This is a genomic window from Cypionkella sp. PAMC25878, assembly GCF_058135695.1.
The window spans coordinates 2691000-2716505 of record NZ_CM176871.1 but is presented as its reverse complement, the minus strand read 5'-3'; the positions used below and the strand labels follow the sequence as shown (position 1 = coordinate 2716505).

Sequence of the window (25506 nt, the reverse complement as noted above, 5' to 3'; positions counted from 1 at the left end):
CTGATCCCAGTATAAGTGCTCCCCCGCTGAATCTTCCGACTATTATGAGTAGGCTTGAGAGCCTTCGGGGTAGCCATCGCCTGCAGTAACCGAGCGCAGCACCTGAACGCTCCTACCGGGTGTGTGCGGTTGATGCAGAGACTGCCTCCTCATCACGCGGGCGCCGACGCCATTGCGACAGGTTCGCTGTAGCCGCCACGTCGATGCGCGCGCAGATCCACCTGATTGACCACAACTGCAATCGGAATGCTTTGCGCCATTGCCGACGTGGCACGCAGCTGTTGCACCGCGGCAAGGGCCGTTCCCGCCTCGGTCACGCCCCAACGCACCGTGAAGATGACGCGATCCACCATCAAGGCTAGAAGTCGAGTTTCGGTGGCTCCGCCCACTGGCGCACTGTCGATCAATATGCAGTCGTAATTCTGCCGCAGCTGTTTCAGCAGACCCGAAAAATCCTCGTTTAACAGCACCGTGAGTGGATCCAAATGCAAGCGCGGCATGGTCAGATAATCGATGCCATCTTTCTTTGTCGTCCGGATCATGGCTTCCCATGTTGGCTCGTTCGCACGGGTTTCAGCGCCGGGCGTCTTGTCGCGTTTGTCCTTATCAACAAGCGGTGACATTGGGGTATGACGCAGATCGAAATCGATCACCAAAACCCGCTGCCCCAGCCGCTCTGCAAAAGCAGCCAAGCTGCGCACAAGCGTGGATTTGCCGTCTCCCAAAGCGCTGGAAGTCACAAGGATACTGCGCGCCGAACCTCGGGTTGCCGCAACATAGACCGAACGGATCGCCTCGGTATAGGGCGCATAGGGTTCGTTGTGCAGCAGTTGCGACATGTTTGCGCGCACGCGACTCGAGATGGCTGGCACCATGCCGATGCAAGGCGCGTCGAGGGTTTCTTCGACGTCACGTTCACTGCGTAAGCGCTGGTCGAGCCGCTCGAACAGAACCGCAAGAAAGCCGCCGATAAGAAGCGAGGCAATAAGTGCTGGCGCCACGAAAAGCAGCGGATTTGGCGAACTGGGAAGATCGGGCACATCGGCCATGCTGACAACGCGCACAGAGAGGCGAACACTGCCCTGACCCTGCAGATCATCTTTCTGGCGCTGCAGATTCTCATATGCCTCGCCAGCGGCATTCGCCTCGCGTTCCAGTTCGCGCAGACGGATCCACGCGGGCGTCGTCTTGGCATTCGCCTCTTGCAGGGTGGTCAGTTGCTTCTCGATATCACTCAAGCGCGCTGCGACCGCATCACGGCCCAGCGTCAGTTGTGTGATCTCAAGCTGCTGATCTTCGCTCAACGGCTGGGTAGCATCTCTGTCCGTATTATCCAGCTGATCCGTCGCCGCGACGCGCGCAAAGCCAGTTGGGATCTCAGTGCCTCCCTCGGAGGCGCTGCGGTGTTGAGCTTTGAGGTTCTCGAGCTGCACGTCGCGCGCGGCCAGATCGGACTGCGCGATGATCAGTTGCCGGGTGAATTCTCCAATCTGTTTGTCGTTCGGATCAGAGCCAGCGGCATCGGCCAAGCCAAATTTGATTTTATGTTCGCGCAGAGCGCCCTCGGCCTGATCGATCCTTGCAAGCGCGTCAGGCATGCGATCGGATACCGAACGCAAAGCTTGCGCACGCGCCTCACGCTGAAAGTCAGACTCGTGATCAAGATAGAGTTTGACTGCGCGATTTGCCGCAAGTGCAGCCGTTTCAGGATCGGTACTGCGAAAGGTGACCGCAACCAGACGCGACTGGCGCTCCTTGTAGACGTTCAGGCCCTGATCGAGCGCGTTGTAATCCAGCACTGACGGTGCGGAAGTGGTTGGCATTTTGATGGTCTCGCTTTGAGTAGGCTCCGCCAACGCAACCGTTCCGGTCGAGCCGGGATCAAGTTCAAAGCTCTTTGCCAAGCGGCGCAAATGGCCAGGCGAGTTCAGCATTTCGACCAGCGTGTCCACCGCAGCGTCTTCGGAGCGCTCGGGCCCGATCTGCGCCTCTGCCTGGTAGAGCAGCTGCGCCTTCGCCGTGTAATAGGGCGGAAGGGTTAGCCCGATCGCCGTGGCGGCGGCCCCCCCCAAAAGTACAATTGAAGCGATGAAACCGCGGCGCCGCCGCAGCAGCAACATGATCTGGCTAAAGTGCAAATCGTTGGAACGGCGATGGATCATAGTAAAATACCTTCACGAAAAGAGCCGCGTAGAGGACAGGTCGCGCTAACAAGAACCAACGTGCAATTGCCAAACCAACGGCCAGTAGAGTCACCGTATGACGCGGTGGCCAATCGACATCGGAAACATTGATCTAGGATTCCTCCGCGGCAAAGCTTCAACGTTAATTTCTATCTTTTACAGGGCCTTTACGCGCCATCTGACTCTCGCACCGTCTTTGGCGCGTATGTGGCAATATGACTTGGTTATCGCACGGCCTGAGACATGCGCGAAGCACCATACGGAGTAAGAACACTAACCCCAAAGAGGTGGTGGGCTATTAGTTTCCTAATAATTTTCGTTCATGGCGCTGTCATCCGCCTTGCTATGAAATAGCGCAACCGCCTTTGCACGCGCCGATTACTGGGTTGCGCGCCGCGCCGACAAACGGGGTGATAGGCTTTCGACCGATCGCGTCATACTGAGCAGGCAGAGCACGATTCCGAACCAGAAAATCGGTTGCCGCAAGACGTAGTGAAACATGCTGAACACTAAAAGCCCGGCAACAAGCCCCGCCAACGCCGGATGTCCCGCTCGCGCTACGGCGAACAAGGCTGTGAATGATATCCAGACAAAAGCGACCATCGCCACAATGCCACCCTGAGTGAGCAGATCGAGAAGGGTGTTGTGAACCTCGAATTTGTCAGGTGGAGGGCGTTTGAAGGACTTGCTGGTCAGATGCGGGCCGGGGCCGAAACCAACAAGCCCCGACTGGATACCCTTATTAATGGCCTCGGCCCATAGATGGAGCCGGGTGTCACCCTGCTCATTGTCAGCGTAGACCTCATTAGAGACGCGCTCGATGCTGCTGAGCGCCGCGGATGCGAACGGCACCGAAATGATGATAGCGAGTGGCAGCGCCAAAAGCCCAAGCGCGACCGCCGCTCCGCGCAGGGTAGGAGCCATCTCTGTATCTTGCAGCCAGGCCACGGATTTCAAGGTGATAAACAGCCCGCCCGACACGATAAGTCCGATAACGAAACTGTCGCTGCGAGACATCAGCCCAGCCACGAATGCGGGCACAATGGCACTTAAGGCTTGCAAGCTCTCGATTTTATTGGCGGCCTGATCTGCGAGATGCAGGCCCATAAGCGTGATGAAAAGCGCAAAAAAACCGAGCTGGTTGGGGTTTTCGGCCCATCCCCTCAGACGGTCCCAGTACCAAGGATCAACCCCCGGCATCGGTATTTTCCCCAAGCCGCCGCCGATTTGCAGGATCAGCGATATGCTGCCAATCACGACAATGCGCCAGCAGAGCTGACGTCTTTCCGCCGCGTCAGACAGCGTAAGCGCCATCATCGCGCTAAAGCTAAACACGAAGGCATAAGCGATAGCATCGCGAAGCATGCCGTCATAGTCTTGAAAGGGTTCCACCACCAGACCCACGGTCATCCCTACGCACAAGCTAACCACCATGACAAACCAAAAGCACAAAACCCGAGTCAGCGCTGGGTTCAGGATCAGCGGACGCGACAACAGTTGGCGCAGACCGGCAAGGCACAACCAGACCAGCAGCACGATCTCTCCTGGCCCCAAGGGAAGCCCGCCGACGCGCAGTTGCGTCGCGGCTGAGATCACCAATCCGAGTGCCAGAAGTGTTGCGATCATGGCTGTCTCATTCGTCGGTGTCGGGCAGTGATCGTGCAGACGAGCTGTAAGACCGCGCGGTGGCGACCGGTGCAAGTTCCCGTTCCCCGGTCGGGATCGGAACAATGGCACTCGAATGAGACCGATTTGCCAGCAACGCGTGATACAAAGCTGCATGGCGCTCGGCACCGCCTGCGACCGAAAAATTTGCACGAACCCGTTCTGGCAGCCGGGCTGCCATTGCGGCGCTTTCGTCGCGGTGAACCAGAGCTGCCAGAATTTGCTCGGCCAGCTTTTCTGGCGAACGAGCCGGTACCACCCTGCCAGTCAGCCCGTCCTCAATCACTTCCAGGCAACCGGGCATGCTCGTCGTGACGATCGGCAGGCCAGCCAGGGCTGCCTCAAGCAGAACCCGTGGAACCCCTTCGGAATATTCCGTCGGAAAAGCAAAGACATCGGCCATCCGCAGCAGAGCGGGCACATCTGTCCGGGGGCCAATGGCGATCACCGTAGGCGCATACTCCGCAAGCTCGGCCTCAGAAATCGCCAGTGGGCCTTCGCTATCGCGCGGACCAACCAGCAGAAACCGCACGCCACGACGCTGCCGATGCACCAGATCGGCGGCCTTCAACAGCGCGGGTATTCCCTTCTGACGCGTGATTCTTGAGACGGTAATGACCACCTCGGCATGCCCCAGCCCGAGTTCGGCGCGCAGGGCTGCTGGCGTCGCCGCGCCGTGCAGTGCTTGCTCGAAACCTTCGGGATCAATGCCGCCGCCACCCGCCGGGATCACCACTGACTGCGCGCCGGCAATGCCATATTGTTCGAAAAACGCGCGGTCGGTCCGGTTTTGAAACACGGTGGCATTGGTACGCCGCGCCGCAAACCCGTGCAATGCCCGATAGGCAAGCCGCGCGCACATGGCGACAGGAGAACGCGACGAATAGACCCAACCCCGCCCGCAAATCGTGCGGATCACCAACAGATCGGGGTTTTGCGCGGCAAGCGGCAACATCAGGCATGGCTTGGTGTCAAAGCCCTGCGCAATATCAGGTTGCAAGCGCGCGAGGATATCGCCCAGACGGCGGATCGCGCGCCAGTCGCTGAGTGGAGAGATGAAGCGATCAAAGGGAAACGGCACGAATTCAATCCCTGCACGCTCGTAGGCCGCCCCACCTCCGCTTGCAGCCATACTGACCCGAAAGCCGTGATCGCGCACCGCGCGAACGAAAGGCAAGCGCAGGTCAGAGTCGACGCCGGCAATGAACAGGATATGGGCGGTCATGATGGCAATTCCTTTCGGCAAAACAGTACGACATGCAATGCGATCATCTCATCGACGCGAAATACCTCGCGTAAAGCGTTTGAAGGTCTGGATAATCGCTGCCATCTGCAGTGGAGAGGCTTGGACAAGCTTGCTGCGTTTGCTCGCCCCACGAGTAAGTCATGTCGAAAGGACGCGTCTGCGGTGGCAGCAGTTTGTCCCAGATCGCGAAAACCTCGATCATCTCCTCCTCGGTGGGCAGCCGATACCATTTCCTCTCTGCAGCCGAGCAGGCCTGACCAAAGGCCTGAAAAACTGGCACCAGCCGCTCAATGGGAATTCCTGCGGAACGCGCGCGCCCAACCCGCTCGGCGATCTTGTCCATTTCGCAGCGGGGCTTTTTCGTGTTGCAAGGATAGACGACGACGCCAATCAGATCGGCCGCATTGGCCAATTGCGCAAATTCTGCCGGAAATTTGAAACCACCGCTCACCGCAATAAAGCTGCGTCCGTCGGGATCGTTTTGGTGGATCAATGCGGTGCGCTCGGCAATTTGCTGCGGAGCCTCCCGGCAAACGGCTGGATGCGGCGTGTCCGCGATGAAATAAATACCGCTGAACTTGGGATTGCCATGCGCCGCGCGCACGATTGCCGCTGTCTCATCATCGCTGGTTTGCCAAGAACAGAGCGCGTTATTGTAGTTGCGCATCCATAAGATACCCTTAGTGCCATCTGGCAGCGCGTCGAGCGCCGCAACCGTTGAGACATCGGCGAGGTTGAAGCCGATCGCCACGGCTTGCGGAAAGTCTTTGCGGTGATTTACCGTGAAATGCAGCCGCACATTCTCGCCAATGGCGCGGCCCGCTGTTGCCTGCCACAACCACCCCGTCATACCGACGATGGTGATCATTAGCAGCTTCCACACTTTGTGTGATGTCAGTACTTTGTGTGATGTCGGGGCAATTTTATCAGCACTGAATCGGCCCAGATCGGACCCTGACGCAGAATAGCGCATTGCAGTCTCCCTTTGAAATAGCGGGAAAATGCCGTTGTCAGGCAAGGAGGGAAATCGACAACCCGCGCCAAATCCCAAGCAGGCCCCAACATTGGGTTCGCCCTCATATTAATTTCGCCAATGACAGGCCTGAGACACCCAGTTCCGAAAATTTGGACTGGTCAGGCAGTATCCCGCGCCCAACAGCGTCTCGACAGTGTTCATATGGGTAGAGGCTAACTCTTGAGAGGTAGAAACCCCCTTCTTGGGGGTATCACATGCAAACGATCTACTCTTAAGAGTTCTTTCACCGCCACGTCGCGGGGCGCTAGGCTGGTGTAGCTAGGTGTAGCTAAAAGAGTTTTTGGAATTTGGAAGTTGGAAGGTTGCTATGGATTTCCACCTATTTCCGTTTTGCCCGTTAGACAGGCAGCAAATTAAAAATCCTGGTCCTGACGCCGCTATGGTCTGCCTATCCAATCTCGTAAGATGGCAACCCTCTAGGGCTGCTTGGTTTTCGCGGTGGGTGCCGTGACTCTCGGCGGCAGTTCTTTGGAACAGATCCGGGGCCAAGCGACGCAAAATATCCAGATGCCGTATGCGAACGGCAGTGCCTCCGATGGCCGGGAGGCGGTTGACAGCTTAGGCGAACGGATCACCATTGAAATCTTTGGGCCGCCAGGAGCCGGGAAGACCACGCTCGCGCGTGCGGTGGCGGCGGATTTGGCGCTTCATGGTCTGGCAGTGCGGCTTGCGATCAGCGCGCGTCCAGATGAATCCGGGGCGGGTCGCAGATCTGCACTGGCGTCGAGGCTCTCCAAACTGGGGGGCGCGGTGTCGCAAATCATTTGGAGCGATCCAGTGACGGAAGCTCTGCTGCAGTTGATGCCACTGCCACACTGGTCGGCTTCACTGCGTCGGCGCCGATACATCGCGGGCCTGACGCGATTTGCCTCGGTGAAGGGGCTATTGGTGCAAGACCAAGGCTATCTCTGCGCAATCGCAGGCTTGGCGCTCGACTCCAAGCGCTCTGATGATCGGGTGCTGGCGCGGGCGCTCGATGTGGTTCCGCTTCCCAATATTGCAGTGAGGCTGTGCGTTTCACCCGATATCTCTGGGATAAGGCTTGGTCAAAGACATGCAAAGCAAGGTTTTGCGGCGCGAGCGCTTGAGCGCCCGCCCGCGGACACCAAAGGTCTCGACGATATTTTTGCTGCGATTTATGCCAAGTTGCAGAAGCGGAACCTTTGCGTCCTTCAAGTCTCTGGCAGAGATCAAAACGACCTCGAGTCCGCTGTGGCATTGATTACCACTACTGCTCTGGCACTTGGCCAAGCGCGCCGACTCGCGCGATCACATGGGGCAATCCTCCCATGAAGGTTGATGTGATACACAAGGCAGATGCCACTTTGCCACAGCACCATCCTGAATCGGCATTGGCTGGCGTTCGACTGCTGACAACCAGTTCCTACGCTTTCTTGGTTCTGGTGGCGGGAGCCGCGCTGAGTTTTGGTGTGCAACTGGGAACCGTGCGCCTGATCGGAGCCGAGAGCTTCGGGATCTTTGCCTATGTGATCGCTTGGGTAACTATGCTTGCCTATATTTCCACGCTTGGGCTTAGCACCTCGCTGCTTCGCTTGTTGCCGACCTATCGCGTGCACGGCGACTGGGCGCGGGCGCATGGCGTGATGCGCTTCGCGTTTCGAGGCGGGGCGTTGACCGGGATTGCAGTGGCAGCCCTTGCGATCGCAGCAGAGCGTTTGCTGCTTCACGCGCAGGGCGAACTTGCCCGTGCCTTGCTGATCGGAGCCATAGTGGTGCCACTGATGACGCTCCGGCTTATTGGCGCTTCGGCACTGCGCGCATTTGGCGCTATCATCGTCTCGATGCTGCCAGAGCGGATCTTGCGGGACTTGATCGCATTCCTCATACTCGCGGCGTTGGTGCTGGGCGGTCTCGCGCCGCCCGATGCAGTCACCGCAATGGCCGCGACCCTTGCTACGGCGTTCATCACCGTGCTGTTCATCCAGCGGTTCCTGATAAGCCGAAAGCCACCGGAACTGGTCACCGCCGCACCTTGCTATTCAATACGCGACTGGCTGCGCCCCGCCGTTTCACTCACGCTTATCATGTTGGCCGACACAATCATGTCGCGTGCTGGCATTCTGATCATCGGGTTGCGAAATGACACGCTAGGCGCCGGGATTTTTGCCGTCGCCTTCAACCTTGCCCAGTTGGTGGCCCTGCCTCGTATGGCGCTCTCTGCGCTTTTTGCGCCGACGGTTTCTGCGCTTTATGCCCGAGGAGACATGGTGGCACTGCAACGACTGATGGCGCGATCTGCGGCGCTGTCACTTGCCTCCACGCTCGTGGTCGCGCTGCCGTTGATCGCCGGAGCGCCGATTCTTCTGCCGTGGTTCGGGCCGCAATTCGTCACAGCCGGGCCGGTGCTTATTGTTTTGGTGTTTGGACAACTCGCGGCGGCGGCGGCCGGACCACAGCAGCACCTTTTCACTATGACAGGTCACGAACGGCAGGGCGCTACTCTGATGGCAACAGCTGCCGCGGTCACAATCCTTGGCGCGGCCCTGCTTGTGATTCCATTCGGCATGATGGGTGTCGCTGTGGCAACGACTCTCAGCATGATCGGCTGGAATATCGGCATGGCAATTTTCCTGTCCCGCCGTTTTAAGCTGCGTCCTGGCCTCGCCTGCGGCGGAAATCTATCACTTAAAGCTGTGGCAGTGACATTTTCACGGTTGGGCAAAGCAGTCTTGAAAATGCGGGGGCAGTCATGAATGAAGCATTGCGCAATCAGAATATAGACGGTGCACAGAGCACTCAGACAGGACACGGTGGGTCAGAGCTTGGCCCGATCCGCAATCTGGTTGCGGCATTGAAGCAACGTCAGGTGTGCTACTGCCATTGGAAAAGCAATATCCGATTGGGCGACAGCCTCAGTGGTAAGGAAGATTTGGATTTGCTGGTGTTGCGCTCTGACGCCACGCAGTTCTTTGAGGCATTGATTGACTGTGGATTCAAGCTTGCGCGGTCGCGGGATGGCGGTGGTCACCCCGGAGTTTTACATGCCTTTGCGCTGGATCCGAATAGTCTGCGGCTGGTGCATGTTCATGCCTATTTCCAAATCGTGACCGGCGACAGTCTGGTGAAAAGCTACCATCTGCCGCTTGAAAAAATCCTATTCTCGAACCTGCGTGAGTTGATGGGTCTTCCGGTGCCCGTCGCCGAGGCCGAATTGGTGGTGTTCTTGCTTCGTATTGCGCTCAAGCACACCAGTTTGGTTGAGTTCTACATGGTGAACCGGCATTATTCAGATGTTCCTCGCGAACTCGCTTGGCTGCGCGATCAAGCAGATGCAACCGTTGCCAAGCAGATTTGGGCGGAGTGCGTTCCAGCTGCGCGCGAGGGAGAGTTCGAGGCGGTGATCGCAACCATCGCCAATTCTGCGCATAAAATTGCGCGCATTCGGATCGGCGTCGGGCTGGCGTGGCGGCTGCGAGAATGGCGACGCTTGGGCTATTTCGCAGGGTTTGCCTCGCGTTTTCGCCGCATCGGCATGTTGGTTGCATCCCGCCTGCGGAGGCACAAGTCAGTGAGCCTTGTCTCGGGCGGCGCGCTTGTCGCCATGATAGGTCCAAAGGCGAGCGGCAAGTCAACGCTTGGAGCAGCCTTGGAAGATCGGCTTGGTAAACAACTTGATGTGCGCCGGGTCCATATCGGCAAACCGCCAGCAACTTTGCTTTCAGCGCCGTTCAGACTGCTGTTGCCGATGCTGCGCCGCCTGCTTCCGGGCGAGCGTTCGGGGCAATACCAGAAGCCGGAACGTCGTGTGGAATTGAATTTCTCATATGCCTATGTGGTGCGCATGCTGTTGCTGGCCCACGACCGCAGAGCTCTGCTGTTCAAGTCGCGGCGTTTGGCGACGGCTGGCGCAGTGGTCATCACGGATCGTTATCCTCCCTCGGGGATTGGTGCCATTGATGGCAGACAGTTTGGCGAGGCTGCCATTGCGGCTTGTGGATCGCGATGGAAGGCGGCGCTAATGCGGCTGGAAGCAAAGCTTTATGACGATCTTCCTAAACCGGATATGGTGATTCGACTGGCTGCGCCGATCCAGACCACGCTGCTGCGCGATGCGTCCCGGTGTAAGCTTGACGGTCCAGATCCCGACAGTGTCCTGCGGCGACGGGACCTTGAGACGATGGCAGAGATTGCGGACATTCCAGTTCTGGTGATCAATACCGATGGGCCGCTGGAACAGTCAGTCGCAGAGGTTCTATATGCAGTATGGGGGGGAATTTGAAATAAACATCCTCCAATGCCCAGTATCAATATTGCCATCCATTCTTACCAGGTATCTTGTTTTATCGTTGAAGCCCATGGATAACGTTAATAGGGCAGTGACAATATGAGTAGTTTTGAGATTCGCAATGAATGCGTCAATTTCAAAAGTTGCGATTCAAGAATCCTCTTGCGAGGGTAAGTAGTATTCGGGTTGGGGATCATCATATTTTAACAGAGAAATATACGGTTCGCTCATTGCAATGATCGCGAAGTTCTGAATTATTCACTCTGGCGAGCGGTTCGACTGATCGAACAATCAAGAACTGCACATATTTAAGAATAATTTATTCACCTAAGACAACTATTTTCGAACCTGTGCTTGCTGCATAGGAGGCACTTTCATACTCGCATTAATATCAAGCGCGAACTAATGTCTTTCCATGCTTGACGCTCCGTCGAGTGGCGGAAATTTCAGAACTCCCTCAATCTTCTTACTTGCTAAATCATCAAAATAGGGTTTGGCTTCTATGCCTTGTGCCAAAAGTGCTGCATCTGTTCTATTTCGTGATCCCGTTTTGCGTAAAATTGCCTTCACATGGACTTTGACCGTCGACTCTGAAATGCCAAGATCACGGGCAATGACTTTGTTTGCCAAGGCAGTCGAAAGTAAAGCTAGCACCCGCATCTCACTCGCCGATAACGCCTCAAGCGCTGCAGTCTTAGGTCTTAATAGCGTAACAGAAGAGGTTTTGACGGGTGTCTCAAGCGGCAGGGGCGGAAAGACCCGCTCGCCGAGTATCAACAGCTCAATTGCTTTTGGAAATGCTGTGATGTGGATTGTTTCAAGTATAAAGCCATCAAATTCAGCCTTAATTGCATCCCGAATGCGCTCTGGATCAGGAGACTCGCCAATAAGCGCTATCCGCGTCCCGGGATAGGCCTGTCGAAGCTCCATCATGGTATGCTCCCGCGGTAATGCGTTTTTTGCCTGATTTATGAGAATGGCCTCAAGATCAAAAGCTGGTGGAGCGCAGTCGATGGCTTCATCAACCGTTCTCCACCGGTCGACGATGTGAAAGCCTCGCCCATTCAAGGCATGCCTAACGCCTTCACTGGAAAGCGAATTAGGATCCACAATAGATATTTGATATATTTTCCTCACAAAAATTCCTCCATGGCACTGAACACAATTTCAAATATTTCAGCAACAAGGAATAAATAACTAAGGCGAAATAACTTTATACATGAGAAATGAAACTCCTTGGGTGCCACTAAAGTATCAGTGGCAAAAGTGTAACATAAATTAGAGCAAACGTAAACTTGGATTCGTTGCCGTCTGTTCGATCCTCGCAGGTCCTACGTTCGGGTGACGTTGCCAGAGTTTTGCTGCGGAAACGGATCAAATTACAATTTTAGATTGTATTAAATCTGATATCACTAAATCTATACGGGTATCCCCCTCAAAAGGTAAAAGGCTGCAGAAGTAGAATTTTCTCGACAAGATGCTTGAGGAGCCTCCACGGCTCTGTTGATGGCGTGGATGCCCCCTCCTGACGGCATCGCAATGTGCCAATGTGATGATTGTTGAAGCCATCACAGGAAGAGAGGACATCCATGTCGGAAGTTACCATCATCGGCATTGACCTTGCAAAGCGCGTTTTCCAGTTGCATGGCGCGCGCGCCGACGGGTCGGTTGTGTTTCGCAAGAAGCTTTCTCGGGGGCAGTTGCTGGCGTTCTTTGCCCAGCAACCCAGGTGCGTTGTCGCCATGGAGGCTTGCGCCACGGCCCATGGCTGGGGCCGCGAGTTTGAGAAGCTGGGACACGATGTGCGCTTGATCCCGCCGATCTATGTGAAGCCGTTCGTAAAGCGCCAGAAAAACGACGCGGCGGATGCGGAGGCCATTGTCGAGGCGGCGTTGCGCCCCACCATGCGCCCGGTCGCGGTAAAGACGGAAGCACAGCAGGCCCGCGCCATGCTGTTTCGCACGCGGCAGATGTTCGTCGGCCAGCGCACCCAGATGATCAACGCCTTGCGCGGCCACCTCGCTGAGCATGGACTGGTCGCGGCGACGGGGACAGCGCAACTCAAGCGGCTCGCGGATGCGATTGAAGATAGCGATATAGCTTTGCCCGAGGGCGTCCGGAACCTGGGCCAGATGTATCTGGTGCAAATTGCAGGGCTGAATGCTCGGGTTTCCGAGCTTGACCAGAAGATGAGGAGCGCGGCCAAAGAAGCCGATCTGGCGAGGCGGTTCCAAACCATGCCGGGCGTGGGTCCGATCACGGCGCTTGCGATCGAGACATTTGCACCTGATCTGGCGACCTTCCGGCGCGGGCGCGACTTTGCCGCGTGGCTCGGGCTCGTGCCAAAACAGCACTCGACGGGCGGCAAAGCCCGGCTGGGCAAGACGTCGAAGATGGGGCAGCGAGATATCCGCACACTCCTGGTCTCCGGCGCGATGGCTGTTCTTCAAGCGGTCGAACGGTTTGGCACTCCGAACAATGGTTGGCTGTCGCGCCTGCGGGCTCGAAAGCCTCGCATGGTTGCCGCGATTGCACTTGCCAACAAGATGGCCCGTGGCCTCTGGGCCATGATGACGAAACAAGAAGATTACCGGAACCCCGTGGCGACGATGGCATAGGCACACTGCGCCTTCCATTCCGCCCCGGCGCGTCGGGAGTGTGAGGAGGTCAATGAACTGTAAGGGCAAAGGATCGGCAAGATCCGGGTCAGAGAAGGCAGTATTTGTGCTGGAGCCAATGAGCTCGGTTTGTTGATCTGCTTCTGATCCGCGCATCGCCATACCGGCCCGCGGCTGTGTCAATCGCCGCAACGAGAGGCCTGATACATGACCGCACCCGATCACACGCTCAAGCCGTTCAAAAACCACTTGCACCAACGGGGGCATCCATACATGCACAAATCGCGAGGGATTCCCTGTGTGACTCCATGGTGTTAGTGGCAGGGCCATGAGCGAACCTACACCTCCGACCTACCGCACGACAAACTGGCGCTCTTACAACGCCGCCCTGAAGCAGCAAGGCTCGCTGCTGATCTGGTTTGACTCAGAGACGGTCTGGCAGAGCGGCCCAGCGGAAAGCGGGGCCGCTCTGCCACCTTCACCGACGCTGCTATCCAAGCGTGCCTGACATTGAAGGCGCGGTTCGGGTTGCCATTGCGGCAGACGACGGGGCTGGTGGCAAGCCTGCTTGAACTGGCCGGCCTGGATTGGCCAGTGCCGGATTTCGGCACGCTGCCCCGTCGCCGGTAGGGTCTGGATGTCGCCATTCCCTACCGGCCTAGCACAGGTGCGCTGCACCTCTTGATTGACCGCACCGGGATCAAGGCCGAAGGCGAAGGCGCGTGGTTCGCCAAGAAACATGGGCTCTCCAAGCCACGCCAATGGCGCAAGGTTCACCTAGGGATTGACGCAGATACGCTGGAGATCCGCGCCATCGAGGTGACCGGTAGCTGGGTTGGGGATGCGCCAATGCTGCCCGAACTGCTGAACCAGATCCCCACTGATCAGCCCATCGGCAAGGTGAGCGCCGATGGTGCTTATGACACCCGGGCGTGCCACGCCGCCATCGCGGCGCGCAGCGCCTGTGCCGACATTGCCGCGCGCAAGAATGCACGGCCATGGCTGGAGAACACACCGGGCGCGCAGGCCAGGAATGAAACTGTCCGTGCCACCCGTCGCCTTGGCCGCACGATCTGCAGGCGGTGGAGCGGCTGCCACCGACGAAGCCTGATCGAAACAAAGTGCGGTGCTTCAAGCTGCTCGGAGAACGCGTGATGGCGCGCGACTTCGACAGGCAGGTGGCCGAGATACAGATCAGGGCCGCAATCCTGAACCGCTTCACGGCCCTCGGAACCCCCGCAAACTCAACGCGTGGGATGAGGCTATCCAAGGAAAGGCGCAACTCGTCCCGGGGCTGATTTATGCAACAGAGCCCAAGGCACTTGCACATGTCGATCCTCTATTTTCCAAATAGCATCCGGACAGCGACATGTGGAAACACTTTCAAAATTGCCATGCCCTTTTCTTCGGATCCTGTCTTCGCCTGCTTTTTAGAATGTCGAAGCGATAGGACCAAGTGGTCATTTTTCTATTATCGAGCCACTGCTTAAACCATTTTGGGTTTTAGGGTCAGGACCTATTGATTTTGCAACGCAGCCGTGATTCAGGCTCCGCAAGGAGACTGAGCAATGAGCAACCTTTACTGGCTGACGGACGAGCAGATGGCTCGACTTAAACCCTTCTTTCCCAAGAGCCACGGGGTGCCGCGTGTCGATGATCGTCGGGTCTTGAGCGGCATTATCTTCATCAATCGCAATGGCTTGCGTTGGTCTGACGCGCCGAAGGAATACGGCCCGGCGAAGACGCTTTACAACCGTTGGAAGCGATGGGGCGACATGGGCGTCTTTGCCCGGATGATGGAAGGGTTGGCCTCCGAGGCGGCGGTCCCGAAGACGGTGATGATCGACGCGACCTATCTCAAGGCGCACCGCACGGCTTCAAGCCTTGGGGTGAAAAAGGGGGGCGCGGTCGTCTGATTGGCCGGACCAAAGGTGGCATGAATACCAAACTGCATGCCGTCACTGACGAAAACGGCCGACCGATCCGCTTCTTCATGACCGCAGGTCAGGTCAGCGATTACACCGGCGCTGCGGCCTTACTGGGCAGCTTACCCAAAGCGACGTGGCTGCTGGCTGACCGGGGTTATGACGCCGACTGGTTCCGAGACGCCCTGAAAAACAAGGGGATCACGCCTTGCATCCCCGGCCGGAAGTCACGCGCGAAGCCTGTCAAATACGATAAACGCCGATACAAACGCCGCAATCGGATTGAGATCATGTTTGGCCGTCTCAAAGACTGGCGGCGGGTGGCAACACGTTACGACAGATGCCCAAAAGTCTTCCTCTCCGCCGTCGCTCTCGCCGCAACCGTCTTGTTCTGGCTTTGACGATCAATGAGTCTGGACCCTAGCTGCGGGCTGGTGTGCGCGCACACGATCAGACCGTCACGATCAAGGATCTGCAGGCCATCTTTAGCGTCCAGAGTGATCCCAGCATCGACTGGAGTGTGGCGGTTCACGAATGTGGCCATGCCACTGTCTGTGCGGCACTTGAGATGGGAGTTGTGCGCAGAATTTTCCTTGAGCGGGACGGGCGGCGGGTTCGTCCAGTGGGATCCGGATGCCAAGTCGGGCCTGATGATTGATATCGAGGCCATCCTTGCCCAGCACATGGCAGGTCGGGCCGCCGAATACCTCGTGCTCGGCAATATCTCGAGCGGTGCGGGTGGCAGTGCGGCGTCCGATCTCGCCGAAGCGACCGCGATGGCGCTGGCAATCCACACGCAATATGGCCTCGGTGCCTGTGGTCCGGTCTGGATCGGGGACGCCGACAAAGCGCTGCTGCTCGATCCCACTTGGCGGTCGGGGTGCGCGAATATCTCGAGGCAGCAGAAGCTCGTGCCTTGCATGTCCTTAGCGTCAACCGCGACTTGCTGGAGGCGGTGGCACGACAGCTGATAATCGCGCGCGAGATTCAGGAACCAGAGGCCAAGCTCTGGCCGGATCAGCTGCGCCGCCCGGCTTTGCCTCAGGCTTCCGAGGCGGCAGTTGATGTGTGACAGCCGCCAATGTCGGTTGCAGATCCCTGGCGCCAACCCGTGCTGCGTCTCTCAAACAAAAACTGGCCGCGCGCGGCGCGCGCCCAAACTCTAGCCTTTCGCATTCAGGAGAACATTCATGGCACCAGAATTGAAGCATGATCTTAGACGCGTCTTGATCGCCATCCGCGCCGCCGAAGCTGGCCCCACGCCAGCAGAGATGGCTGAGGCCCCCTGCTCAGGGACTGGCGCATATTGCTCAGCCGCCACGGCAGCCCGGTGATTTGGGGACTGGTCAGCGGCCATCCGCGCTTTGATGACACGATGATGGCCACGTCACGCCTGATCGCCATTGACTATAGGGCGGGATGGACACGCAGCATCAGTCGCTGGTTTCGCCTTGCAGACCCCATTCCGGGCGGCGGCATGAGCGGCCAACCGCCTGCCACGCTGTCGGAAGAGAAGCGCCGCGCCTGCGCTTCCCAGTTTGACATCTTCGTGCCGCTTGATGACACGACGCTGTTGGACAGCATTCTGGCTGATTTCATATCGCAGGCCCGCGCAGGGGATCGGGGGCTGTGATGGCAATGTTTGATCGCGCAAAGCTCCGCGCAGTGGCCTTGGTGCCCTTTGGCAGGATTCACTCGATCGGAGTGCCGCTATGACTATCCTGATCACCGCCGATCTGTATCTCAATGCTTGGATGCGCGAGGGCCGCGATCCATTCGCATCCACCGCGCCGATCATCAGTCATCTTGACGGCCTGATCATCGCTGGCGATCTCGCCAACAATCCGATGTATCAGTGGCCGCGCGCGCTATCGCGCATCGGCCGCTTGATCGATCCTGCGCGGGTTTGGATCATTCCGGGCAATCATGACTACTGGAACGGACACTTGGACGGCGATGCCGCCATGCGCCGCAGTCGCATGACAATGCCAGACTATAGGCGCATCCGCTGCGACGAAGATATGGCGAGCGGCCAGATCGGTCCTGAGAACACCATCACTGTCCATCAAGACCATCTGGACTGGCTCAGCCAAGCCATGGCCAAACCTTGGGACGGACAGCGCCTCATGATCACCCATCACGCCCCATGCGCCGCTGCCCTAGCGCCGCTCAACGGCCTCTCAGCCGCTTTGCCTCCAATCTGGAGGTTTGGATCGGCACGCGTCGCCCCGACGGCTCGTTCTTCGGCCACACTCATCGCCAGTTCAGCGGCAAAATTCACGGCGTGCCGATCAACAATATCTCCTTCGGCTACCCCGATGAGATCGCCGATGGCACGGAAGCCGCGCACGTTCTGCGCGGGCTGGTCGCGATCACAGCATAAATGCAGGGCCAAAGGTTTGGCCTGTGAAGAAAAGCGCAAGCTACGGGGCGGATCGCAAGCCTGCCCCGGGGCCAAGGATTCAACGAGAACACAAGCAGAGGGGAAATGGCACAATAATAAAGCGCAAAGAGCGAGCTACAACGACAGTGGCGGAAGCAGTGTTTTCGACCGATCATCTCAGCAGGGGGCGAATGTTGCCCTATAGCATTTCGCAAAGGACCGCAGGAATAGGCCAGAATCGCTCAAGAGGACGCGTTTTGACACGTCATAGACATCGCAATATCGGCATCAGCACCGCCTTCTTGCGATATGCAATGTTGCAAACTCGAACGAAACAGCCATCCCTGCGCCAGAGGCTTGCGACATCGGGATAATCAAATTTGCTCAGACACGTAGATAGGCCACTTCACGGACTAGCCAGCAGCCTAAAGTGAGTCCGCCAACCCCACCTTTGGCATCTCGCTGTATCACCATCGTCCAGTCACCCGGTGCGGGCGCGTCCATGGAACGGCGGGTGGCAACTGTCCACACATCAAGGCCTGCGGGTGCCATCCGCTCCATCCGTCCGCTGCCCAGCAGGCCAGTGAACCGCGCATAAGCAGCACCATCCCGTGCCTCAATTTCCATCGAGGCGTCCAACTCGGGCGAATGGTAGTGCCCGGCAATCTCGGCTGCGTTGGCGCTGTCGAGAACCGCCAAAGGCGTTAACATGGCTTCGGTGTTGTCCTTCGGGCGCGTCAGAGTCACGCCCGTCGCCCCGCGCGCAAGCACCGCCCCCGGCGAAGACAGCGCGCCGTCCGCGGCCAGCGTGAGTCGCTCGACCCCGCTGGCATGGCGTAATTTGGCAAAGTTGCGTCCACATTCCAAGCGCGTGAGAAGCCCATTGGGACCGATCCACTGGCCATCCCAGCCATCGGGCAACGGCGGCTCTGCCGGAGGATTTTGGGCCATCGCCGCCTGAACCAAAGCTTCTGCCGCGCCATGGGCATCGGCCTCGTGGTTGAATATCACCACCACTGACAACCGCGCCGTGCGGGCATTTAATCGATGCACCCGGAACCCGCGCAAGGCCCCGCCATGACCGCTGAACTCAAGCCCGGCGATCATTTCACGCGAAAGCCCGTAGCCATAAGCGGCGGGCGTACCATCCGCGAAACATGGGGGGGCCGAAACTCGGCGATAAAGACTGTTTTCATCGTCGCGTGTGGCATCAATCCAAGCTTCATAGGCAAGCATGTCCGAGAGCGAGGCGGAAATCCCCGCATCACCCACCCAATAGATTGCATTCTCGGCGGGGAAAAACCCGGTCGCGTCGTTGCCCTCATAGCCCACCACACCATCTTCTGGGCGGCTGGTGTCGGCGGTCAGCACGGCGGTTTTCATCTGTGCCGGACCCCAGATGTGTTGCTTGTAAAGCACATCCAGCGCCAAGCCGGTTTCGGCCTCAAGCATCTCGGACAAGATGCGGAAGTTGCAATTGCAGTAGGAGTATTGCGTGCCGGGCGGGAAATGCCCGGTCTTCATCCGCGCGATCAGCGGCAGCGCATCCTCGCGCCGGAACGGCTGTTCGGCAAAAGCGCCCTGCAAGACCGTCAAGGCCCAATAATCGCGCAGGCCAGACTGGTTGTCGCACATCTGTTTGACGGTTGGCAGTGGTCCGGTGAACTGCGGCAAGAACGCAGACACTTTGCCATCTAGCCTGGCAGGCTCGCCCAGAGTGGCCAAAAGCACCTGACAGGTGAATTGCTTGGAGATCGAGCAGATCGGCAGCCGCGTGCCGATGGTCATCGGCTGCGCGGTATCAACATTCGCATACCCCCACGCGCGGGCAGCAATCACCTTGCCATCCAGCATCACCCCCGCCACACCACCCAGTCCGGGATAGAGTTTGGGCAGCTTATCAAGGGTCGCAGTCACGGCATCAAGGTCGATCTTCGTCATGGCACGTCACCTGTTCCAGTTCGGCAGTGGGTTGGGGTTGAGATGAAACCCATTGGGGCTATTGCTGTTTGGCTACTTAATCATAATTCCAGGCCCCATGTTGGTCCGCAGCAGCAACTTCTAACCGTTCGCATTGGGTCGGTTGCGGACGACGCTGACCTTGAACAGATATAAAGCACCAAACAGCACTTGCTATACGGTGCGTACAAGCTGGCGCGCTCGCCGCCTTCAAGCCTCATCCGTTGGTCAATCTGGGCGGCCTTTCCCGTTGACAGACTAATTTGTTGGTGCTTCATGTTGTCAGACAACATTGTTGTAAGACAACATGAAACAGCCCCGTTGGGGCAGCATCAGCAGGACCAGCCATGCTCAATTTCGACGAAGCCCGCTTTCTGAACATCCAGCAGGGCGCCGTGGCCCTTGCTCCCCAGATCGACGCCGCGATCTCTGCGGCCCTTGCCGCGGGGGCGGAGAATCTGTTCTTTCTCGGCACTGGCGGCGTTGCTTACCTGATGGAACCCGCCATCCAGCTTTTGCAGCGCCACTCGGGCTTTCAGGTGTTCCGCGACTACCCCGCAGAACTGCTGGTGTCCGGCAATCGCAATCTGACGGCGCGTTCGATCGTTATCATGCCGTCGCTGTCCGGCACCACCAAGGAAAGCGTGGCGATGCTGAACCAGCTGAAACAGATCGGCGCGCAGGTGATCACCCTGATCGGTCATGCCGACACCCCGCTGGGCCTTGGCGGCAATCCGGCCTTGGTGAACTTTGCGGCGGATGATACCTCCAGCGAATCGTTCTACATTCAGGCGCTGCTGGTGGCGCTTTCAGTCATGAAAGCCCGGGCTGAGATCGACGATTACGACGCGGTGCTGGCCGAGATGCAGGGCCTGCCGCAAGCACTTTTGGCCACCAAACGCGGCTTTGAGCCGAAGGCCGATGACTTCGCCCGCATCATCGCCAGGGCCGATTACCATATGTTCACCGCCGCCGGAAACATGTGGCCAGCCACCAACTACTACGCGACCTGCATTCTGGAAGAGATGCAATGGATCCGCACCCGCCCGGTCCATGCCGCCGATTTCTTCCACGGCCCGCTGGAGCTGATCGACAAAAGCGTCAGCCTGATCCTGCTGCGCGGCGAGGATGAAGCGGGCGCGTTGGCTGATCGGGTGGCCAGCTTTGCGCCGCAATATACCGACCATTTCACCGTGCTCGACACCGCAGACTTCGTGCCCGAAGCGACCTCTCCCCGCTTGCGGGCGCTGCTTTCTCCGGCTTTCATGGCAACGATCCTGGAGCGGCTCTCGGCCCATCTGGAGGTGATGCGCAATCACCCGCTGGTGACCCGGCGCTACTACAAGCGCGTCGCCTATTAAGGCCAGTGAGGGGAGCCTGCCATGACCCAAATATCTCCCCGCTTTGCCAGTTTGGGCGACAATTGCATTGACCGCTATCTGCCGCTGGCGCAGGCGACGGTGGGCGGCAATGCGATCAATGTCGCGGTGCAACTGGCGCTGGCGGGTGAGCATTGCAGTTATTTCGGCGCGGTGGGCCGGGATCAGGCCGGACGTTGGACCCGCGAGGCGCTGATCGACAACAGCGTCAACGTGCGTCATCTGCTAGAGTTGGACGCGCCCACTGCCTATACTAACATTGATGTCGATACGACGGGGGAGCGGATCATCGGCTTTGAAGAATTCGGCACCTCGGCTCTTTACCAGCCAACCCCGCAGGATATTTCGGCGCTGGCGGGGATGGATCACATCCATATCGGCTGGTTCAAAGGCGCAGCCGCGCTGCGGCAGGCGCTGGCGGCAAGTGGAGTCAGTTTCTCGCAGGATGTTGCCGTCAATCCCGATGCCACCGGGCTGGAGATCGGCTTTGAATCCGTCGGCCCATCCGAGGTTTTGGCGCGGGCGGCATTGCAGCGATTGCTTGGCTTGGGTTGTCGGGTGGCGGTGGTGACCTGTGGCGCGATGGGCAGCATGGCCAGCGACGGCGGCGATGTGGTGGCAACCGGTATTCGCGCTTTGCCGTCTGTCGTGGATACCACCGGGGCAGGTGATACCTTTATCGCGGGCTTTCTTTCGGCGTGGAAACGCGCGCAACCTCTCGCCGCTTGCCTCGCCTCTGGACGCGATTCCGCGGCGCGGACTTGCGGCCATGTCGGTGGCTTTCCCCAGACCCAGCGGGCGCTATGACCCGCCGCCAGATCAATGTTGACAGACGTATGACAACATGTGTCCACTGAAGCCGAGGCTGCGGGAGTCCGCAGAAATTTCACGAGGAGGAGACTGAGATGAAACTGGCTTTGATCGGCGCGCTTGCCGCCGTGTTGATGGCCCCTGCCGTCTTTGCAGGGGAAACGCTGGACCGGGTCGATTCGACCAAAGTGCTGAAGGTGGCCACCAATGCTGGCTGGCCTCCGCAAAGCTATCTTGATGACAGCAACCATCTTGTCGGCTTTGACATTGATGTCGCCAACGAGATTGCCAAGCGGCTTGGCGTGACGGCGGAATTCGACACTCCGGAATGGGGCGTGATGACCGGCGGGCGTTGGGGCGGACGTTGGGATGTGGCCGTGGGCTCGATCACGCCGACCAAGCCACGCTCAGAGGTTCTGGATTTCGCCGCGATCTATTATTACACGCCCTATGTTTTCGCGGTGAATGCCGACAGCAAAGTTACCGATCCGAAACAGCTGAATGGCAAGAAGATCGGCGTCGAAACCGCGACCACTTCGGAAGAATACGTCAACCGCAGTCTGGTGATCGACGCGCCGGGCGTGGCACCTGTCGAATACTGGCTGGAACCCGGCGAGGTGAAAACCTACGCCGATTCGATGCTGCCGTTTGACGATCTGCGTCTGGGCGATGGCGTGCGGGTTGATGCGGTAATTGCAGGCGAGCAGACCGTTCTGGGTGCGATCAAGAACGGCTATCCGATCAAGATTCTGCCGGGCGATTACGCCTTCCGCGAGCCGCTGGCGATTGTCGCCGACAAGGGCGATGCGGACTGGACCGCCAAAATTGGCGCGACGATTGATGCGATGAAAGCCGATGGCACTTTGGGTCAGTTGACCACCAAATGGTATGGCAAAGACTACAGCAAATAATCCACGAACGGCGCGCAGCAGACCCCGCGCGCCGTTCTTCATCCCCGCCCAGACCCGTATATTCCCAAGAGACCGTAATGATCACAACGCCTTCGACCGATTACGCTGATGTCTGGTATCGCCGCCAAGCCCCTTCCGATATTCCGCTCCAACCTGCCCTGAACCAGCGGATTGAAACCGATGTCTGCATCATCGGTGGCGGGCTTGCCGGACTGACCACGGCGTATCACCTGGCCAAGGCCGGGCGTCAGGTGGCTGTGGTCGAGGCCCGCCGCATTGGCTGGGGCGCATCGGGGCGTAACGGCGGATTTTGCAGCCCCGGTTTCTCGCTCGGCTATGAAGGCATCGTCGCCCGCGTCGGCGCGGCTGCCGCGAAAGATCTGTTTCGCATGTCGGTAGAAGGCGTGCAGATCGTGGCTGACAATATCCGCGCGCTTGGCATCACCGCCGCCAACCCCTGCCCCGGCATCCTTGGCGCTGTGCGCTATAATGCAGGCCGGGGTCTTGCAGATCACCGCGACTGGCTGGCGCGGGAATTTGACTATCAGGTGGCACATCTGGATCGCGCAGCACTTGCCGAACATCTAAGCTCGCCGCGCTACCATCAGGCGCTGCATGATCAGAACGCCTTCCATTTTGATCCGCTGGCCTATTGCCTCGGCCTCGCCCGTGCGGCAGAGGCGGCAGGTGCTGTGATCTATGAAACCACCAGCGCTGACAAGATCGAGGGGGCCAAAGGCGGCTGGACCGTCACCACCCCGCAGGGCCGGATTTCGGCGCGCGAGGTGGTTGTCACCACCGGCGGCTATACCGACCGGCTGGTGCCTGACCTGCACCGCGCCTTCCTGCCGATTGCCACCTATGTGATGATCAGCCGCGCAGCCCCCGAACTGATCGCCAGCGCCATCCACACCCGCTCGGCCATCGGCGATGACCGCCGGGCTGGCGATTATTATCGGCTGGTCGATGATGGCAAGCGCGTGTTGTGGGGCGGCAAGATCACCACCCGCACCACCGAGCCGCGCGATCTGGGCAAGCTTCTGCACCAAACCATGACCGACACCTATCCGCAGCTTGCCGGGCTGGAAATCGACACGGTTTGGACCGGGCTGATGTCCTACGCCCGCCACCGGATGCCACAGATCGGCAAGCTACCCTCTGGTCTATGGCACTGCACGGCGTTTGGCGGCCATGGCATGAACGCCACTGCAATCGGTGGCCGTGTGGTTGCCGAGGGCATCCTTGGCCAATCCGAGCGCTACCGCAGCTTTGCCCCGTTCGGGCTGGAGTGGACCGGCGGCATCGTCGGCATGGCGGCGGTGCAACTGACGTATTGGCGGTATCAGGCAATGGATGCCTGGCGCGAACGCAAAGGCTAAGCGAGATGCATTTCAGAGACAATATCGACTATCCCCCGATGTTGACCCGGCCAACGGTGTTCGTGCCGCTGCTGACCGCGATCTTTGGCGGCTTATGGTGGTTTCAGGCGGGCAACAGCGCCATCGGGCGGCTGGTTCTGGGTATGGCACCCTGGGCCGAGGGCAACCCGCTGAACCTGTTGACCGCCGCCTTTGTGACAGTGCTGGTTGGCTTTAACATCTTCGTGGTGATGCGGCTGCCGCTGCGCCAGCAGGTCTGGCTGGTCTGGGGAGAATTGGCAGCCCTGATCTTGCTGTTCTTCTATTCCTTTGATCTCAGCTTTGCCTTCATTCAGCGCAAGATCGGCTTTCTGATCACCCAAGGTCTGGTGACCACACTGTATATCTCGGCAGTGTCGATCGCCATCGCCACGGTATTGGCGCTGATGGGGGCGGTGGCGAAACTGTCCTCCAACGGCATCGCGCAGGGCATCGCGCATTTCTACACCTCGCTGTTTCGCGGTCTGCCGCTGTTGATGCAGATATATATGATCTATCTTGGCCTGCCGCAGCTTGGCTATGTCGTCGATGCGGTGCCGACCGGGATCGCGGCGCTGTCGCTGTGCTATGGTGCCTATATGACCGAGATTTTCCGCGCCGGGATCGAAAGCATTCCCAAGGGCCAGTGGGAGGCCGCCCGCGCCCTCGGCATGCGGCCCACCTCGGTGATGACCCGGATCATCCTGCCGCAATCCATGCGGGTGATCATTCCGCCGACCGGCAACCAGTTTATCTCGATGCTGAAAGACAGCTCGCTCGTCTCAGTCGTCGGCGTGTGGGAGCTGATGTATCTGGCACGCACCCAAGGCCAGACCGAGTTCCGCCATATCGAAATGATGGTGACGGCCTCGCTGATCTACTGGCTGATGTCGATTGTGCTGGAATTGGCGCAAAAACGCATTGAGACCCATTTCAACAAGGCGGCAACGCGATGACCTTTGCAAAAGCCCCGGCAGCCGAAACCGCCGCCCCCACCATTGAAATCACCGGCTTGAACAAATGGTATGGCAGCCTGCAAGTGCTGCATGACATCAACTTGATGATTGCGCAGGGCGAAAGACTGGTGATCTGCGGCCCTTCTGGTTCGGGCAAATCCACCCTGATCCGCACGATCAACGCCTTGGAAGGCTTCCAGGCCGGCGAGATCAAGGTGGCGGGCATCACGCTGAACCGCGATCAGCAGGTGGTCGAGAATATCCGCCGCAAGGTCGGCATGGTGTTCCAGCAGTTCAACCTGTTCCCGCATTTGACGGTGCTGGAAAACTGCGCCTTGCCGCTGCGGCTGGTGCGCGGGTTGTCTGTGGCAGAGGCGCGGGACCGCGCGATGCATTACCTCTCGAAAGTGCGCATCCCCGAGCAAGCCTTGAAATATCCCGCCCAGCTTTCGGGTGGCCAGCAACAGCGCGTCGCCATCGCCCGCGCCGTGGCGATGCAGCCCGAGGTGATGCTGTTTGACGAGCCGACCTCGGCGCTGGACCCGGAAATGGTCAAGGAAGTCCTCGACGTGATGGTGACGCTTGCCGAAGAAGGCATGACGATGGCGGTGGTGACGCATGAGATGGGCTTTGCCCGCCAAGTCGCGGATCGGGTGATTTTCATGGATGCGGGTCGGATCGTCGAGCAAGGCCCGCCCGCCTCCTTCTTCACCGCGCCGAAAAGTGAGCGGACAAAGGCATTCCTGCAACAAGTGCTGCACTGAACCGGGTCGCGCCACTATCGGGCCGTCA

General features: G+C 58.7%; 21 protein-coding genes and 1 pseudogene. 16 read left to right on the top strand and 6 right to left on the bottom strand.

Features of this window, described 5'->3' with window-relative positions; translation table 11 throughout:
* Positions 1-152: 152 nt before the first annotated feature.
* The 4 genes from ACS5RD_RS13135 to ACS5RD_RS13120 all read right to left on the bottom strand — a co-directional run bounded on the left by ACS5RD_RS13135 (position 153) and on the right by ACS5RD_RS13120 (position 5962).
* On the bottom strand, positions 153-2162 hold the full coding sequence (locus ACS5RD_RS13135) for a GumC family protein (RefSeq protein WP_489927804.1): 2010 nt from the start codon (positions 2160-2162) through the stop codon (positions 153-155).
* Between the two features lie 399 nt (positions 2163-2561).
* A complete protein-coding gene (locus ACS5RD_RS13130) occupies positions 2562-3719 on the bottom strand; it encodes an O-antigen ligase family protein (protein WP_489927803.1) in 1158 nt (385 codons plus the stop codon).
* 97 nt (positions 3720-3816) lie between these two features.
* Positions 3817-5073 carry a glycosyltransferase gene (locus tag ACS5RD_RS13125; protein ID WP_489927802.1) on the bottom strand — a complete coding sequence of 419 codons (1257 nt, stop codon included), beginning with the start codon at positions 5071-5073 and terminating at the stop codon, positions 3817-3819.
* Between the two features lie 43 nt (positions 5074-5116).
* Positions 5117-5962 carry a hypothetical protein gene (locus tag ACS5RD_RS13120; RefSeq protein ID WP_489927801.1) on the bottom strand — a complete coding sequence of 282 codons (846 nt, stop codon included), beginning with the start codon at positions 5960-5962 and terminating at the stop codon, positions 5117-5119.
* A 615-nt stretch (positions 5963-6577) separates the two neighbouring features.
* Between ACS5RD_RS13120 and ACS5RD_RS13115 the strand changes: the two genes are divergently transcribed.
* The 3 genes from ACS5RD_RS13115 to ACS5RD_RS13105 are packed head-to-tail and all read left to right on the top strand — an operon-like array spanning position 6578 to position 10370.
* A complete protein-coding gene (locus tag ACS5RD_RS13115) occupies positions 6578-7423 on the top strand; it encodes an AAA family ATPase (protein WP_489927800.1) in 846 nt (281 codons plus the stop codon).
* Complete coding sequence (locus tag ACS5RD_RS13110) at positions 7420-8844, top strand: MATE family efflux transporter (protein WP_489927799.1); 1425 nt, start codon at positions 7420-7422, stop codon at positions 8842-8844. Before ACS5RD_RS13115 ends, ACS5RD_RS13110 begins: the two co-directional genes overlap by 4 nt.
* On the top strand, positions 8841-10370 hold the full coding sequence (locus ACS5RD_RS13105) for a nucleoside/nucleotide kinase family protein (protein WP_489927798.1): 1530 nt from the start codon (positions 8841-8843) through the stop codon (positions 10368-10370). Before ACS5RD_RS13110 ends, ACS5RD_RS13105 begins: the two co-directional genes overlap by 4 nt.
* Before the next feature lie 408 nt (positions 10371-10778).
* Here ACS5RD_RS13105 and ACS5RD_RS13100 read toward each other — a convergent pair whose 3' ends face one another.
* Positions 10779-11309, bottom strand: a complete 531-nt coding sequence (locus tag ACS5RD_RS13100; RefSeq protein WP_054008894.1) for a LuxR C-terminal-related transcriptional regulator — start codon at positions 11307-11309, stop codon at positions 10779-10781.
* A gap of 656 nt (positions 11310-11965) precedes the next feature.
* On the opposite strand from ACS5RD_RS13100, the gene ACS5RD_RS13095 reads away from it, so the two are divergent.
* The 7 genes and pseudogenes from ACS5RD_RS13095 (at position 11966) to ACS5RD_RS13065 (ending at position 17507) form a co-directional block, all read left to right on the top strand.
* The gene (locus tag ACS5RD_RS13095; RefSeq protein ID WP_489927797.1) at positions 11966-12994 is read left to right on the top strand and encodes an IS110 family RNA-guided transposase; all 1029 of its coding nucleotides are present in this window, start codon (positions 11966-11968) and stop codon (positions 12992-12994) included.
* Between the two features lie 328 nt (positions 12995-13322).
* Positions 13323-14292 (top strand): annotated as a pseudogene (locus ACS5RD_RS13090) (IS5 family transposase).
* A gap of 270 nt (positions 14293-14562) precedes the next feature.
* A protein-coding gene (locus ACS5RD_RS13085; RefSeq protein ID WP_489927796.1) for an IS5 family transposase occupies positions 14563-15320 on the top strand; the annotation gives its coding sequence in 2 pieces (ribosomal slippage) (positions 14563-14881 and positions 14881-15320; 759 coding nt in all).
* Positions 15321-15512: 192 nt separating this feature from the next.
* Positions 15513-15890, top strand: a complete 378-nt coding sequence (locus ACS5RD_RS13080) for a M41 family metallopeptidase (RefSeq protein ID WP_489927795.1) — start codon at positions 15513-15515, stop codon at positions 15888-15890.
* 219 nt (positions 15891-16109) lie between these two features.
* A complete protein-coding gene (locus tag ACS5RD_RS13075; RefSeq protein WP_489927794.1) occupies positions 16110-16253 on the top strand; it encodes a hypothetical protein in 144 nt (47 codons plus the stop codon).
* Positions 16250-16552, top strand: a complete 303-nt coding sequence (locus ACS5RD_RS13070) for a DUF6634 family protein (protein WP_489927793.1) — start codon at positions 16250-16252, stop codon at positions 16550-16552. The genes ACS5RD_RS13075 and ACS5RD_RS13070 overlap by 4 nt, the downstream gene beginning before the upstream one ends.
* Before the next feature lie 79 nt (positions 16553-16631).
* A complete protein-coding gene (locus ACS5RD_RS13065; protein ID WP_489927792.1) occupies positions 16632-17507 on the top strand; it encodes a metallophosphoesterase family protein in 876 nt (291 codons plus the stop codon).
* Between the two features lie 179 nt (positions 17508-17686).
* Here the strand turns inward: ACS5RD_RS13065 and ACS5RD_RS13060 are convergent, their stop codons facing one another.
* Positions 17687-19243, bottom strand: coding sequence for a D-aminopeptidase (locus ACS5RD_RS13060; RefSeq protein WP_489927791.1), 1557 nt, complete (start codon positions 19241-19243; stop codon positions 17687-17689).
* Positions 19244-19608: 365 nt separating this feature from the next.
* Between ACS5RD_RS13060 and ACS5RD_RS13055 the strand changes: the two genes are divergently transcribed.
* The 6 genes from ACS5RD_RS13055 (at position 19609) to ACS5RD_RS13030 (ending at position 25478) form a co-directional block, all read left to right on the top strand.
* Positions 19609-20622 carry an SIS domain-containing protein gene (locus tag ACS5RD_RS13055; protein ID WP_489927790.1) on the top strand — a complete coding sequence of 338 codons (1014 nt, stop codon included), beginning with the start codon at positions 19609-19611 and terminating at the stop codon, positions 20620-20622.
* A 21-nt stretch (positions 20623-20643) separates the two neighbouring features.
* Positions 20644-21447, top strand: coding sequence for a PfkB family carbohydrate kinase (locus ACS5RD_RS13050; RefSeq protein ID WP_489927789.1), 804 nt, complete (start codon positions 20644-20646; stop codon positions 21445-21447).
* A gap of 98 nt (positions 21448-21545) precedes the next feature.
* Positions 21546-22361, top strand: coding sequence for a transporter substrate-binding domain-containing protein (locus tag ACS5RD_RS13045; RefSeq protein WP_489927788.1), 816 nt, complete (start codon positions 21546-21548; stop codon positions 22359-22361).
* A 77-nt stretch (positions 22362-22438) separates the two neighbouring features.
* A complete protein-coding gene (locus tag ACS5RD_RS13040; RefSeq protein WP_489927787.1) occupies positions 22439-23740 on the top strand; it encodes an NAD(P)/FAD-dependent oxidoreductase in 1302 nt (433 codons plus the stop codon).
* A gap of 5 nt (positions 23741-23745) precedes the next feature.
* Positions 23746-24714 carry an amino acid ABC transporter permease gene (locus tag ACS5RD_RS13035; protein ID WP_082351815.1) on the top strand — a complete coding sequence of 323 codons (969 nt, stop codon included), beginning with the start codon at positions 23746-23748 and terminating at the stop codon, positions 24712-24714.
* On the top strand, positions 24711-25478 hold the full coding sequence (locus ACS5RD_RS13030; RefSeq protein ID WP_489927786.1) for an amino acid ABC transporter ATP-binding protein: 768 nt from the start codon (positions 24711-24713) through the stop codon (positions 25476-25478). Before ACS5RD_RS13035 ends, ACS5RD_RS13030 begins: the two co-directional genes overlap by 4 nt.
* The last annotated feature ends 28 nt before the right edge of the window (positions 25479-25506 follow it).

What these genes read in the sequence shown, in the direction of transcription:
- ACS5RD_RS13135 (WP_489927804.1), bottom strand. Translation starts at nt 2,162, where the DNA reads ATGATCCATCGCCGTTCCAACGATTTGCACTTTAGCCAGATCATGTTG.
- ACS5RD_RS13125 (WP_489927802.1), bottom strand. Translation starts at nt 5,073, where the DNA reads ATGACCGCCCATATCCTGTTCATTGCCGGCGTCGACTCTGACCTGCGC.
- ACS5RD_RS13120 (WP_489927801.1), bottom strand. Translation starts at nt 5,962, where the DNA reads ATGATCACCATCGTCGGTATGACGGGGTGGTTGTGGCAGGCAACAGCG.
- ACS5RD_RS13110 (WP_489927799.1), top strand. Translation starts at nt 7,420, where the DNA reads ATGAAGGTTGATGTGATACACAAGGCAGATGCCACTTTGCCACAGCAC.
- ACS5RD_RS13105 (WP_489927798.1), top strand. Translation starts at nt 8,841, where the DNA reads ATGAATGAAGCATTGCGCAATCAGAATATAGACGGTGCACAGAGCACT.
- ACS5RD_RS13100 (WP_054008894.1), bottom strand. Translation starts at nt 11,309, where the DNA reads ATGATGGAGCTTCGACAGGCCTATCCCGGGACGCGGATAGCGCTTATT.
- ACS5RD_RS13095 (WP_489927797.1), top strand. Translation starts at nt 11,966, where the DNA reads ATGTCGGAAGTTACCATCATCGGCATTGACCTTGCAAAGCGCGTTTTC.
- ACS5RD_RS13075 (WP_489927794.1), top strand. Translation starts at nt 16,110, where the DNA reads ATGGCACCAGAATTGAAGCATGATCTTAGACGCGTCTTGATCGCCATC.
- ACS5RD_RS13065 (WP_489927792.1), top strand. Translation starts at nt 16,632, where the DNA reads ATGACTATCCTGATCACCGCCGATCTGTATCTCAATGCTTGGATGCGC.
- ACS5RD_RS13060 (WP_489927791.1), bottom strand. Translation starts at nt 19,243, where the DNA reads ATGACGAAGATCGACCTTGATGCCGTGACTGCGACCCTTGATAAGCTG.
- ACS5RD_RS13055 (WP_489927790.1), top strand. Translation starts at nt 19,609, where the DNA reads ATGCTCAATTTCGACGAAGCCCGCTTTCTGAACATCCAGCAGGGCGCC.
- ACS5RD_RS13050 (WP_489927789.1), top strand. Translation starts at nt 20,644, where the DNA reads ATGACCCAAATATCTCCCCGCTTTGCCAGTTTGGGCGACAATTGCATT.
- ACS5RD_RS13045 (WP_489927788.1), top strand. Translation starts at nt 21,546, where the DNA reads ATGAAACTGGCTTTGATCGGCGCGCTTGCCGCCGTGTTGATGGCCCCT.
- ACS5RD_RS13040 (WP_489927787.1), top strand. Translation starts at nt 22,439, where the DNA reads ATGATCACAACGCCTTCGACCGATTACGCTGATGTCTGGTATCGCCGC.
- ACS5RD_RS13035 (WP_082351815.1), top strand. Translation starts at nt 23,746, where the DNA reads ATGCATTTCAGAGACAATATCGACTATCCCCCGATGTTGACCCGGCCA.
- ACS5RD_RS13030 (WP_489927786.1), top strand. Translation starts at nt 24,711, where the DNA reads ATGACCTTTGCAAAAGCCCCGGCAGCCGAAACCGCCGCCCCCACCATT.